The following is a 13028-nucleotide window of genomic DNA, read 5'->3' as shown; positions in this document are numbered from 1 at the left end:
CTTTATCCTTTTATCTTAAAAACACGCAGTTTTGCGCTCTTGCTTCGTGAGTTTTGCGATAGCTCGCTTTGACTCGCTGTTAGTGGCTTTTTGGTTAAAATTTCGCCCAATTCGTGGTTATTTCCACACTCACATCGGTAGATGCCAGGCAGGCAGATACAGCTATTTGCCCACTTTTTAAAGCGCTCTTTTACGATCCTATCTTCAAGTGAGTGAAATGTAATAATCGCCACCAAACAATCCCTAAAACCACCCTTTTCTATGCTATCAAGCAAATTTGTTAGCTCGTCTAGCTCACCATTTACCTCTATCCTGATCGCCTGAAACGCCAGGATCGCAGGGCTAACACCGCGCCCTTTTATCTGAGCTGTGCCTATTATATTTGCAAGCTCTTTTGCGCTCGTTATCTTGCCTAAATTTCTAGCATTTATTATCTTGTTCGCGACCCCAGCGGCATTTTTTAACTCGCCATAATCCCTAAAAATCCTAACTAACTCATCAAACGAGTAGCCATTTACCACATCATAAGCGCTAAATCCTCGCTCTTTATCCATGCGCATATCAAGCGTGCTTGAGCCAAGACTAAAGCCTCTATCATCTTTATCTATCTGAAGCGAACTAACACCAATGTCAGCCAAAATTCCTCTAACGTTTGAAATTTCATCGCTGCTAAGTTTGCTAATAAGCTCAGAGAAATTGCTCTTATAAATTTTCACTCTATTACCAAATGGCTCAAGTTTTTTGAGCGAGAAATTTATAGCTTCAATGTCTTTGTCACAAGCAATCAAATTTAAATTTTCATTTTGAGACAAAATAGCACTAGAGTGTCCAGCATATCCAAGCGTACAATCTATAAAATTTCCACGCAGATCTTTAAAAAAAGATAAAACTTCGTCAAGTAAAACGCTAATATGCGGACTTTGCAACACTGCCTCTTTAATGAAATTAGTGTGAAAATTTATCGAAATTTTACTTAAAAAGCCATCATTACATAAAATTTTACACAAATTTTAAGATAGCTTAAATATAATCACCCAAACATAGGAGAAAAAATGGACTTAATGCACTCAACAAATGAGATAAAAAAGATATCTCTTTCGATGTTTAGAAAGAATTTTTTTGGTGTTTTTCATGGTTCTATCTCAGCAAGAGTAGAAAAAAATCAATTTATCATCAACAAGCAAAATGCCATTTTTGACGACTTGCAAGATAGCGATCTAACTCTTCTTTCATCAAAAAAAGACTACCGCTGGAATGATGCGAGTTTGGATGCTGATATACACTTAAATATCTACAAAAACATAAACGAAGCTAAATTTGTCTGCTACGCCATGCCTCCATACGTGACAGCTTATGCAATGAAACATGAAAAAATAGCGCCAAAAGACTATTTTGGGTGCATGAGATTTAATGAAATTTTAGTCTATGATCCAAAGCAGTTTGACGACTGGTATGAGCGTGCTGAGACAGAAATTTATAGAGCGATGATAGAGAAAAATACTAACGTCGTCGTGATCAAAGGATACGGCGTTTATGCGTATAGCAGGAGCCCTCAGCTACTTGCAAAAGACATAGCTTTGTTAGAAAATAGCTGCAAACTGCTTCATTTTACTGGTGATTACAGCGATTTTAGCATTTAAATTTTTGCTAACAAAGATAAAAAATGTTAGTAAAAATTTAGCAAGAAACGTTTTTATAAAGCCCCATTTTAAGCTTATTTAAGCCAAATTTCTATAAAATATTGCACAAGCTTTGTTAGTATTTTAAAGGAAGAACTTAATGTTATCTTGGATGCAAAAACATAAAAAATACCTAGTCGTGACAATTTGGGTAAGCACGATAGCTTTTGTCGGTGCTGGTTTTGTCGGCTGGGGCGCATACGATCTAAACAGTAATAGAGCTACATCGGTAGCAAAAGTAGGACACAGAAACATAAGCGTTCAGGAGCTACAACAAAAGTACGATAGACTATATCAGTACTACAACAACATGTTTGAAGGCAAATTAACTCAAGAGAAAGCCGAAGAGTTAGGTTTAGAAAATGCTGCACTTCAAGCTGCTATTCAAGAAAATTTACTATTAAATTTTGCAGACGATATCGGTCTAAGCGTTAATAAAGACGATGTTTTAAAATATATAATCGTCGATCCAACATTTCAAAAAGACGGCGTTTTTGACAAAAATTTATACTACGATGTGCTAAGAAGAGCCAGGATAAACCCAACTGATTTTGAAGATAATCTAAAGCTAACTATCTTACTAGACAAACTTAGAACTATTTTAAATTTACCTGCAAGCAAAGAAGATATTGCGATGATGGAAGCTAGCTTTTTCATGCAAGATAAATTAGCCGTGCAAATAGTAAATGCTGATCAAAGCGAGATCAAAGTAGATGAGAAAGAGCTAAAAGATCTTTGGGAGATAAATAAAAATAACTATATGACAAAGACACTTTATGGCATAGATACATACTTTGTCGAGTCAGAAAAAAGTGACGCAAATGAAAGCGTTTTAAAATCTTACTATAACGAAAACCAAGATAAATACAAGGGATCTGATGACAAGATAAAACCTTTTAGCGAGGTAAAAGCTGAGGTTAATAAAGACTATAACATAGAGCAAAGCAAAACTAACGCTTTAGAAAAGTATGTCGCTGTCAAAAAAGCTGAACTTGCAACCAATGGTTTTATAAGTGCAAATGAAGACAACGCTACTTTTTCACTTGACGAGATAAAGGGTACAAAAGTTGGCGAAGTGATAAAACCATTTATTTATAAAGATGGCTATTTGATAGCTAGAATAAAAAGCATAACTCCTCCACAACCTATGAGCTTTGAACAAGCAAGAGCTAATGTTCTTGAAATTTATAAAAGTAAAAAAGAAAAAGAAATTTTAACAGCAAGAGCAAAAGATACTCTACAAAACTTTAAAGGCACAGATGTTGGCTTTGTTAGCAGAGAGGTAAATGGCTCTATTGCGGGCTTAAATGAGAGCGATACAAGAGCTTTTGTATCTCAACTTTTTGATACTAACAATACAAAAGGTTATGTTATATTAGATGACAAAGCCGTAGTGTACGATATTTTGGAACAAAGATTGCTTACTAACAACATAAATAACAACTATAAGCAAATAACACAACAAAATGTTGCAATGCTTAAAAACAACGAGTTGATAAAAGATTTAACAAATAAACTTCTAAAATATTATGAAGTTAAAGAATATGTCAAAAGGTAAAAATTTTGAGTACTAGAATTTTAGGCATAGATGTCGGATCATTTCAAATTTGTGCTGTTATAGCAGAACAAAATGATGATGGCATAAAAATAATAGGAATAGGCACAGAAAAAGCACAAGGTATAAAAAAGGGTGCTATAAATAACATTGAACTAGCTGCAAAGTCTATAAAAAATGCACTCATAGAAGCACAAAAAGTTGCAGGCACACACTATGAAAGAGTAGTGGTTTCGATATCCGGAAAATATACTAAAAGCGTAAATAGCAGTGGCGTAGTAAATATACCAAATCATGAAATAGGCATAAAAGAGATAGAGCGTGCTATGCAGATGGCAGATCACAATGCCGAGACTTCATCAGAATATGAAAAACTTCATGTCTTACCTTACAACTTCAAGGTGGATGGACAAGAATTTATAGAAGACCCTATCGGCATGAATGGCACTAGACTTGAAGTACAAACTCATATCATAAGTATTCAAAAATCACAACTTAGCAATCTAAGAAAAGCTGTAAATTTAGCAGGCGTACAAGTCGATAACGTCGTTCTTTCTGGTTACGCATCAGCCATAGCAACACTAACAAAAGACGAAAAAGAACTTGGTGTTGCACTTATAGATATGGGCGGCGAGACATGTAATATGGTAGTGCACGCTGGAAATTCACTAAGATATAACTCATATCTACACGTTGGCTCTGCAAATATAACCATAGATCTTTCAATGGCACTTCATACTCCTTTGCCAAAAGCTGAAGAGATAAAACTAGAATATGGCAAACTGGTAAATAAATCAGTCGATCTTATCGAGCTTCCTAGACTTGGTGATGAGCAAAAAACTCACGAAGTTTCACTTGATGTTATATCAAATGTCATCTCAGCTAGAGCAGAAGAGACTGTGATGGTGCTTGCAAATATGCTTGAAGATAGTGGATACAAAGATCTAGTTGGCGCTGGCATAGTACTAACTGGCGGCATGACAAAGCTTGATGGGTTAAAAGACCTAGCTTCTGCGATATTTGACAACATGCCAGTTAGGATCGCTAGACCAAAAGAGATGGATGGTTTATATGAGATTTTAAGAGATCCGGCAAATTCTTGTGCGATAGGACTTTGCATGTATGGCGCTGGAGAATTTACGCCTTATGAGATAGACTCAGAAAAAAAGATGAGATATAAGGGTGAATTAAGATCAAAGCCAAAAACAAATTTCAACATTTTTGAAGAAGAGAAAAAAGAGAAATTTGAAACAAAAAAACAGGATAAAGATGATTTTGAAGAGGGCATTGAGCTTGTAAATATGGATATAAATTTAGAGCAAACAAACAACAAAAACGAGCTTGCAAATATTGCTGATATAAGCAAGCAAGAAAAAAAACCAAGTGCTTTAAAGAAATTTTGGCACAGCATGACACAACTATTTTGAGGAGAATTTTTACAATGAGCAACAGTTTCACAATCGAAGAGAACAAGAGCCTATATAGCGCAAAGATAAAGGTAGTAGGCGTAGGTGGTGGTGGTGGTAATATGATAAACCACATCATAAGAGAAAATCCAAATTTAGACATCGATCTAATGATAGCAAACACAGATGCTAAGGCACTTGACAATTCTCCTGCACACACAAAGATACAGCTTGGTGAGAAAAAGACAAAAGGTCTTGGCGCTGGTATGAGACCAGAAGTTGGCAAAGAAGCTGCACAAGAGAGCTACGAAGAGATAAAAAGTGCTCTTGAGACTTCTGATGTTGTGTTTATCGCTTCTGGTCTTGGCGGTGGTACAGGTACAGGCGCTGCTCCGGTTGTTGCACAAGCAGCAAAAGAGATAGGTGCGCTAACAGTTGCTGTTGTGACTATGCCTTTTTCATTTGAGGGTAAAAAGCGCAGCAAGTTAGCAGATATAGGTCTAAGCGAGCTTAGAAAAGAGAGCGACTCTATCGTTATCATACCAAATGATAGACTTTTAACTTTGATAGATAAAAAATCAGGTATCAAAGAGAGCTTTAAAATGGTTGATGAAGTGCTTGCAAGAGCGGTAAATGGTATGTGCTCTATCGTGCTTGACTCTGGTGTTAGCGATATCAACCTCGACTTTGCTGACGTAAAAACAGTTATGAGTCACAGAGGTCATGCTTTGATGGGCGTTGGTGAAGCTTATGGCGAGGGTGCAGCTCAAGAAGCTATCAAAAATGCTATCCAATCACCACTACTTGATAACATGAATATAAACGGAGCGCTTGGCGTTTTAGTTCATTTTAAAATGCATCCAAACTGCTCACTTGACGATCTTCATAGCGCGATGTCAATGATCGAGGAGGCATCTGATGATGATGCTGATGTGATCTTTGGTACAACAACTGATGAAAACATAGAAGACAATAAAGTCGAAGTTACTATCATCGCAACAGGTTTTAAAGGTGCAGAAAAAGAAAGCGAAGAAAAAAAAATAGCCCAAGAGCCTGAAAATGATCTTCTAAATAAAAATATCGTTTTAAAAAGAAGAGTAAGTGGTGGATATAACAGCGATGAGTACATCTCTCAGCTAGATATCCCATCATATCTTCGTCACCAAATGGACTAAGTCCTAACTAAAAATTCTCCTGTTAAATTGCAAGTTTATCTTGCAATTTACCTTTTTTAACCATTACCTAGCAAACGCCTAAAATTATATTCTATAACTCGCATTATTTTTAGTTTTTACTTGTATAAATTTATTTGTAAATTTATTAAAGAGTTTAAGCGCTCCTAGGCAAATTTAACTATGCTTTTATGATATTTTTAAAATTTAAAGTAGAAGCTTAAGCAGAAAAGCTAGAAATTTGCTAGCTAAGCTAAATTTCTAGCCAAATTTATTAATTCACTCCAAGTTGTGCTTTTACAAAATCACTTGCCATTTGGATATTCCACTCTGGCTCCCAAACTAGGTCTATCTCGCACTCTTTCACACCCTCCACGCCAAGCACAGCCGTTTCAACCCAGCCAAGTATCATCTCATGAAGCGGACAAGACTTGGTTGAAAGCGTCATAGTCACCTTTGCTTTGCCATTTTCATCGCAGCTCGCATCATATATGAGCCCTAGCGAAACGATGTCAAAGCCAACCTCGGGATCGACGATATTTGACAGAGCATCATAAATTTTTTCTTTCATTTTTTATCCTTTAAAACCAATAAATTTAAAAACGTTTATCATATTTACAGCAAGCAAAATGATGCTTAAAGCCATAAAAATTATACTTGCATAGACTAAATTTCTCATCTCAAAGCTAACTGCCAAATAGTAGCACGCAAGCGAAATGACATTAAATGCTATGGCAAAATATGCAGCCTTTTTTAGTATCATCGCATCAAGTAGCGGCACTTTTGCCTTGCCAACAAAGGGTGCTACATAGTGATACCAGATGAGAAATGGCGCGATCTTATATAGATGAGCCACGATAAAAGCAAACAAAAAGCCATATATCATAAAAAAAGCAGCCAAATTTAGCTTTTCAAAAACCATAAATATAGCAGCGCAAAGCAAGGCAAGTAGCGAAAGAGCAATATTTACATTCCAGTAGTCATACGCCTTTCTCACGCGCTTTTTCAAAATATAAAAGGCCTGAGCTATAAAAAGCAAAGCTGCCACAGCCACCGCAAAAATGGCTAAATTTTCATCTATTGTCAGTAAAACTCCAGCTAAAATATAGCAGGCAAGAGAGGCTTTACTAAGTGTAAATTTAAGATCATGCGCCAGCGCAAACATCGGTAAAAGCACGCTTGCGGCCCCAAGTATCACGAAAAATACAAAGCCGAGCACAAAATATACGTGAAATTTTAATGTCATCATAAAATCAAGCATAAGCGTACCGCCAAGTATCATCACTAGGCAAAATCCAAGCGTTATGCCAACTAGCAAAAATATCGCCGAGGCAAAGAGTGCAAAGGCAGCAAAGCTTCTTTTTTGATTATTTAAAAAGCTTAGTGCATAAGTCGAGCCAAAAAATACGAGCGAGAAAAATAGCAAAACTGCGCCGATTTGCAAAATTTGACCCTCGCCAAATATCATCGCATAGCTCATAGCAAGCAGTGAAAAGCAAAAAATGGCTAAATTTAAAATAGCCCCTTTGACCGTGAAAAATGGCTTTTCTAATATGACCGAGGTTAGCTGATAGAGCGCTCCGATAATGATACTCATCACAAAGCCCACGAAAAATATATGCAAAAAGCCAGCCGTATTTAGCGAGCTAATCGCCTCAAAATCAGCGTAAAAAAACGCCAGGACGCTAAGCGCTAAAAAGAAAATGCCAGCGATAAAGTAGCCGCCAACTAGCTTAAATGGCGGCGCATAGGTGTTTAAAAGCATTTTAGTGGCAAAGGCTCGTGTCTATGTTTTCTATACTTGCACCCTCTTTTAGGCTAAAAGTCATCTTCACAGCCCCGCCCTCAAGGTCCTCTCGATCCACGTCAAAGCTCTTTTCTATCTTTGGGATGAGCCCAGCTGGAAATTTGTGATTTACCATCACGATCTTTGTGTTTTTATCAGCAAATTTTATCGCCAAAAGTGCGTTCATCATGGGCTCTGGCGGCACGCAAGGACGTGAGTCAAAACCCACAAAGCTTACACCATTTTCACTAAATTTATAAAATGGCACAGTCGCACCCTCTACGTTAAACTGCTCTGCGTTTTTGAAAAATTCACTCATTTTTTCTCCTTTTAATTTTGGAGAATTATACTCTGATTAAACTTTTCAAACCATTGATTTGCTTCAACAAAAGCTACTTTACGTAGGGGATAAACTCCTCGTATCCAAGCCTAGCCATATCTTCAAGCGGTATAAATTTCAGGCTAGCTCCGTTTATGCAGTATCTTAGCCCACCCTTATCGCTTGGCCCATCGTCAAATACATGCCCAAGGTGCGCATCGCTGTTTTGTGACTTCACCTCGACCCTTTTCATCATAAATGAGTTGTCTTCTTTATACGTAAGCGCCGTTGTCGTAATAGGCTTTGTGAAGCTTGGCCAGCCACATCCTGCGTCAAATTTATCTGCGCTTGAAAAGAGCGGCTTGCCACTTGTGATATCGACATAGATGCCCTTTTTATCAAATTTATCATACTCACTGCTAAATGGCCTCTCAGTCGCTGCCTCCTGCGTCACAGCATACTGCTCGCTGCTTAAATTTCTCTTTAGCTCCTCTTTGCTAAGTGGCTTAAATTTAGCCTCATCATAGAGCGGTTTGCCAGCTAAATTTAGGTCGATGTGGCAGTATCCAAAAGGGTTTTTGTCAAGATAGTCTTGGTGATACTCCTCGGCAATGATGAAGTTCTTAAGTGGTGCTACCTCAACTGCGATCTTATCTTTAAATTTCTTTTGCTCTATCTTCATAAAGCTCTCAATAACTGGCAGATCGTCCTTGCTAACATAGTAAATCCCGCTTCTATACTGCCTGCCGACGTCATTACCCTGTTTATTTAGCGAGGTCGGGTCGATCACCCTAAAAAAATGAGCCAAAATTTCAGCCAAAGCGACCCTATTTTCATCAAATTTGACATAAAGTGTCTCGGCGTGATCGCTCTCATGTAGCTCGCGGTAGCTCGTGTTCTCGCTCTTACCATTTGCGTAGCCCACTTTTGTATCTACCACGCCAAATATCTTTTTAAAATATCCCTGCATGCCCCAAAAGCAGCCACCTGCTAAATAAATTTCTTTCAAATTTTGCCCTGCCATCGTCTGCTCCTTTAAAAACTCATCTTTTGCCATCAAATTTACACCCAAAAATACCGCCAAAACCAAGAGAAAATTTAACATCTTTTTCATGAGAACTCCTTTTTTGAAGGATTATATAAAATTTAAAGTTATAAAGTGTGAAGCAAGGGGCAATGCGCCCCTAAATTTTAGTGCAAGAAGTGTCTAACGCCGGTGAAATATAGCGACATGCCGTGCTCATCGGCAGCCTCTATCACCTCATCATCTCTGATGCTGCCGCCTGGCTCGATGACGCATTTTACGCCCACTTTGCTAGCGATGTCGATGCTATCTCTAAACGGAAAGAACGCCTCGCTTGCAAGCACGCAGCCACTTAGGTCGATCTTTAGCTCTTTTGCCTTCGCTACGGCCGCACGAGCAGCATCCACACGGCTAGTCATACCCATGCCAATGGCCACCATAGCGCCATCTTTTACATAAACTACGCAGTTGCTCTTCGTTAGCGCAGCCACTTTCCACGCGATCTGAGCGTCTTTTAGCTCGCTGCCACTTGCAAATTTCTTGCTCATTTGCTTCATATTTTCAAGCTCTTCGTCTTTTACGAAGTCTCTTTCTTGAAATACAAAGCCACCATCAATGTGCTTAAAGTCAAATTTATCATTTGCACGCACTAAAAATTTATTATCTTGTGTGAAAATTTTGATGCGTTTTTTAGCTTCAAATACCTTAAGTGCAGCCTCATCAACATTTGCAGCAATGATTACTTCAACGTAAATTTCATTTATCTTTTTAGCAAGCTCCTCATCAAGCGTGCCATTTATCGCGACTACGCCGCCGTATGCTGAGATCGGATCGCACTTAAGCGCTGCCACGTAGCTCTCAAGCAATGTATCTTTTACTGCAAAGCCGCAAGGGTTAGCGTGCTTGATGATAGCCACGGCAGGAGCGTCATCAAAGCTAGTTGCAAGCATCAATGCGCCATTTATATCGGTCATATTATTGAAACTTGCCTCGCCTTTTAGGGCTCTAAAGTTGTTCGTAAAGAAATAATCAAACTCATAAAGCGCACCTTTTTGGTGTGGGTTTTCGCCGTATCTGGTGTCAAAAACCTTGCTTCCCACGATAAATCTAGCATCGCCAAAACCGCCATTAAATCTATCGTTCATATAGTTTGCTATCGTGCTGTCATAGGCTGCTGTGTGCTCGTAAGCCTTTATCATCAGCGATCTTCTAAACTCGCAATCATCGCTTTTTTCTTTTAGGCGCTTTAAAATTTCATCGTAGTCAAGCACGCTTGTGACGATAAGGACGTCTTTAAAGTTTTTAGCAGCACTCCTTACCATAGCTGGGCCGCCAATATCGATATTTTCGATGATCTCGGCAAAGTCATCAGTTCTAATCGTAGTCTCTTTAAATGGATATAAATTTACGCAAACTAGATCGATGCCCTCGATGCCGTACTCTTTTGCCTGAGCCACGTGCGTAGCGTCGTCACGCTTGTGCAAAATACCACCATGTATCTTTGGATGAAGGGTCTTTACCCTGCCCTCAAACATCTCAGGCGACGCCGTAAATTCGCTAACCTCAGTGGCTTTGACGCCATCGCTCTTTAAAAGTTTGTAGGTGCCACCAGTTGAAAGTATCTGCCAGCCAAGCTCTTCAAGCCCCTTTGCAAACTCTACAATGCCCTCTTTATCGCTAACGCTAAGCAACGCTCTCATTTTTTCTCCTTTATTAAATTTTTTATCTTTTTGTTAAACACATACCTTTTACAAGCAGAAGCTGCCCCATTTTTATATCCTTTGCGATATTCTTTATCGATAAAGCTTCTAGTGTAATCATAACATTTGCAGCTGCATCTATATAATAGTCTTTTCTATCTACAAAGTTTTCACGCTTTTGACCAACAATATCAACGCTAAAGGCATAGCTTGAAATTTGGTTACCATCAAAGTAACTCGCATCTAATACGCTTAAATTTACAGGTTCCTCTCTCTCAAGCGCCTCGCATATCGGCTTTTTCGAGCTAAATTTCATCACCTTTATGCCGCGATCATACGAAAAGATATACTCACTAATTTCGTTTAATTTTTTTGCTTGAACTGACATAATGTCGCTCTTGTTGCCATCTTTATCGACAAATATTATGCTCACATTGCTATCTTTAACATCGTAGTTGCTGATGAGTAACCTTTGATCTCGATAAAGCTCGCTTTGCGTAAGCTTAAATTTTATCTCTTTTCCATCGACATTTACCACTTTAAAATCATTGCAAAAACCAGCCACAGCCAAAAGCAAAATCACAAATTTCTTCATCTAAACTCCAAATTTCTCTTTTAATCGCCCATAAGCCTCATTTATCTCCTGAAGCTTCTTAGTCGAGCGCTCTATCACCTCTTTACTCTCGCCTCTGCCCATCAAAATGTCAGGATGATACTGCCTCACAAGCTCTTTGTAGCGAGCCTTTACCTCATCAAGGCTTGCATTTTTACTAAGTCCTAAAACCTCAAACGCATCGTTTTCTTGGCTCATCTCATCGCGGTCTGCCCCAAATCTTGAGCCATAGAAGCTATCAAATTTATAGATTATCTCATCAAGCGTCTCTTTATCTATGCCAAATCCATAAGCGATGTTTCTTATAACATCTTGCTCGCTTTTGTTAAATTCTCCATCTATATAGGCTAAATTTAGAAAAAAAGTGAGCCTAGCTACGCAGGTATCGTAGTTTAGATTAAACGCACGCTTGTAGTTTCTGGCGGTTTCATAGGCATTATCTACATTTTCTTTTTGGCTATTATAGACCTCTTTTAGATACTCGCGCACGCCGCTAACACCGCTAACTTTCTGGCTTAGATCATCAAGCACTTGAGTGATCAGTCTAGCCTCTAGCTCGCTAACTCTGCCGTCACTTTTAGCGACTTTTGCAAGCAGTGATACTAGAAATTTAGCCTCATTTACATTTGCTTGTTTCTTGCGGTTGTTGCCTATTTGCACGCTCGTAAAGAAAAATATCGCACCGCCTAATATCAGTAAAAACAAAACTCCAGACATATTACCACAAGTGATAGATCGTATTTTTTATCTTGCCATTTACTAGCTCATTTTTACGCCATGAGCTCTCGTCATTCATCACGTTCCAACGGCGCTCCTCGGGGCGATAAAACCAGTCTTTATCAATCTGATAGTAAATTTGCTTGCCGTTTGTCTCGATGATGTTTGCGATGTTGTTATCGTGATAGCTATTCTCGTCGTAGTCGGTGAAGGCTCGCTGTCCCATCTCTGAGTAAAGTAGCGTTAGCTCCTGAAGCATCTCGTTTAGATCATCGTCCATTTTCTTGACATGCAGGCCGATCTCCTGCGCCTCACGAAAGAGTATTGGATACTCGTGCGCTGGGTAGTCTGCGTTTAGTCGCTCTGAAATTTCAACGATCTTTTTATCATCATCTATGTGATATCTAAGTAGCTCAGAGCAAATTTTAAGTGAGAGCGAGCTAGCACGATCAACCGCACCAAAAACTAGCGGATGGATGTACTCATATAGCGAGTTATAGGGGTTTGTGTCGTTTGGTCTATCTTTATCCTGCTCTTTCCAAAGCTTCACCACACGGCTAAGCTCGTCCATAGAGACGCTAACAAGCTCGTTGCCCTTGTTTGTAGGACTTAGCTCGTGTTTTAAAGAGGTATCAACTGGCGTTAGATAGGCAAGTGGGCCCATTACGATCTCATTTGCGCCAAGCGCCATCATCGTAGCAGCTGAGGCGCAGTTTGATGGGATCAGCGCTATTAAATTTTTGCAGTAGTTTCTAAGAGTGCTAATGATCCTAAGCGCGGCTATGCCGCTTCCGCCATCACTTTTTATGAAAAGATAAGCAGTATCTATCTTTTTACCCTTTAAAATTTCATACATTGCGCTTGCATCGTTGCCGCAGACATTACCAGCGTTTGAGTTGTAGTAGGTTATCAAAGGGGCATTTAGCCTTTTTTCGATCGTACTTATCAAATTTTGAGTATCGCTAAAGAGCACTGGCGGTTTTGCCACGCCCTTTTTCTCGTTTTGCTCTACTTCCTTTTCCCCGCTTGCTTTTTGAGACTTTTTAGAAAACATCTC

General features: G+C 38.9%; 13 protein-coding genes. 4 read left to right on the top strand and 9 right to left on the bottom strand.

What is annotated here, in order from left to right; genetic code table 11:
• Positions 1 to 2 precede the first annotated feature (2 nt).
• On the bottom strand, positions 3 to 926 hold the full coding sequence (gene rsmH, locus CYP26_RS03925; protein WP_103630454.1) for a 16S rRNA (cytosine(1402)-N(4))-methyltransferase RsmH: 924 nt from the start codon (positions 924 to 926) through the stop codon (positions 3 to 5).
• A gap of 126 nt (positions 927 to 1052) precedes the next feature.
• On the opposite strand from rsmH, the gene CYP26_RS03920 reads away from it, so the two are divergent.
• The 4 genes from CYP26_RS03920 (at position 1053) to ftsZ (ending at position 5815) form a co-directional block, all read left to right on the top strand.
• The gene (locus CYP26_RS03920) at positions 1053 to 1640 is read left to right on the top strand and encodes a class II aldolase and adducin N-terminal domain-containing protein (protein ID WP_103630453.1); all 588 of its coding nucleotides are present in this window, start codon (positions 1053 to 1055) and stop codon (positions 1638 to 1640) included.
• Between the two features lie 139 nt (positions 1641 to 1779).
• Positions 1780 to 3237, top strand: coding sequence for a peptidylprolyl isomerase (locus tag CYP26_RS03915; RefSeq protein WP_103630452.1), 1458 nt, complete (start codon positions 1780 to 1782; stop codon positions 3235 to 3237).
• A gap of 5 nt (positions 3238 to 3242) precedes the next feature.
• The gene (gene ftsA / locus CYP26_RS03910) at positions 3243 to 4661 is read left to right on the top strand and encodes a cell division protein FtsA (RefSeq protein WP_103630451.1); all 1419 of its coding nucleotides are present in this window, start codon (positions 3243 to 3245) and stop codon (positions 4659 to 4661) included.
• A gap of 14 nt (positions 4662 to 4675) precedes the next feature.
• Entirely contained in the window at positions 4676 to 5815 is a 1140-nt protein-coding gene (gene ftsZ / locus CYP26_RS03905) for a cell division protein FtsZ (RefSeq protein WP_012001610.1), read from the top strand.
• A 271-nt stretch (positions 5816 to 6086) separates the two neighbouring features.
• Here the strand turns inward: ftsZ and CYP26_RS03900 are convergent, their stop codons facing one another.
• The 8 genes from CYP26_RS03900 to CYP26_RS03865 all read right to left on the bottom strand — a co-directional run bounded on the left by CYP26_RS03900 (position 6087) and on the right by CYP26_RS03865 (position 13025).
• Positions 6087 to 6383, bottom strand: a complete 297-nt coding sequence (locus CYP26_RS03900; RefSeq protein WP_012001609.1) for a metal-sulfur cluster assembly factor — start codon at positions 6381 to 6383, stop codon at positions 6087 to 6089.
• A 3-nt stretch (positions 6384 to 6386) separates the two neighbouring features.
• On the bottom strand, positions 6387 to 7577 hold the full coding sequence (locus tag CYP26_RS03895) for a peptidase M50 (protein ID WP_103630450.1): 1191 nt from the start codon (positions 7575 to 7577) through the stop codon (positions 6387 to 6389).
• 1 nt (position 7578) lies between these two features.
• Positions 7579 to 7917, bottom strand: a complete 339-nt coding sequence (locus tag CYP26_RS03890; RefSeq protein ID WP_103630449.1) for a hypothetical protein — start codon at positions 7915 to 7917, stop codon at positions 7579 to 7581.
• Between the two features lie 73 nt (positions 7918 to 7990).
• Positions 7991 to 9031 (bottom strand): peptide-methionine (R)-S-oxide reductase MsrB, encoded by a 1041-nt coding sequence (gene msrB, locus CYP26_RS03885; RefSeq protein ID WP_103630448.1) that lies wholly within the window; start codon positions 9029 to 9031, stop codon positions 7991 to 7993.
• A gap of 77 nt (positions 9032 to 9108) precedes the next feature.
• Positions 9109 to 10641, bottom strand: a complete 1533-nt coding sequence (gene purH / locus CYP26_RS03880; RefSeq protein ID WP_103630447.1) for a bifunctional phosphoribosylaminoimidazolecarboxamide formyltransferase/IMP cyclohydrolase — start codon at positions 10639 to 10641, stop codon at positions 9109 to 9111.
• Positions 10642 to 10663: 22 nt separating this feature from the next.
• Positions 10664 to 11236: a hypothetical protein gene (locus tag CYP26_RS03875; RefSeq protein WP_103630446.1), complete on the bottom strand. Its 573-nt coding sequence runs from the start codon at positions 11234 to 11236 to the stop codon at positions 10664 to 10666.
• The gene (locus tag CYP26_RS03870) at positions 11237 to 11971 is read right to left on the bottom strand and encodes a TerB family tellurite resistance protein (RefSeq protein WP_103630445.1); all 735 of its coding nucleotides are present in this window, start codon (positions 11969 to 11971) and stop codon (positions 11237 to 11239) included.
• A 1-nt stretch (position 11972) separates the two neighbouring features.
• Positions 11973 to 13025, bottom strand: coding sequence for an SDH family Clp fold serine proteinase (locus CYP26_RS03865; protein ID WP_103598235.1), 1053 nt, complete (start codon positions 13023 to 13025; stop codon positions 11973 to 11975).
• Positions 13026 to 13028 lie beyond the last annotated feature (3 nt).

It is taken from the genome of Campylobacter concisus (assembly GCF_002913225.1).
In the GTDB taxonomy this organism is placed as follows: Bacteria; Campylobacterota; Campylobacteria; order Campylobacterales; family Campylobacteraceae; genus Campylobacter_A; species Campylobacter_A concisus_J.
This window is presented reverse-complemented; position numbering and strand designations above follow the sequence as displayed.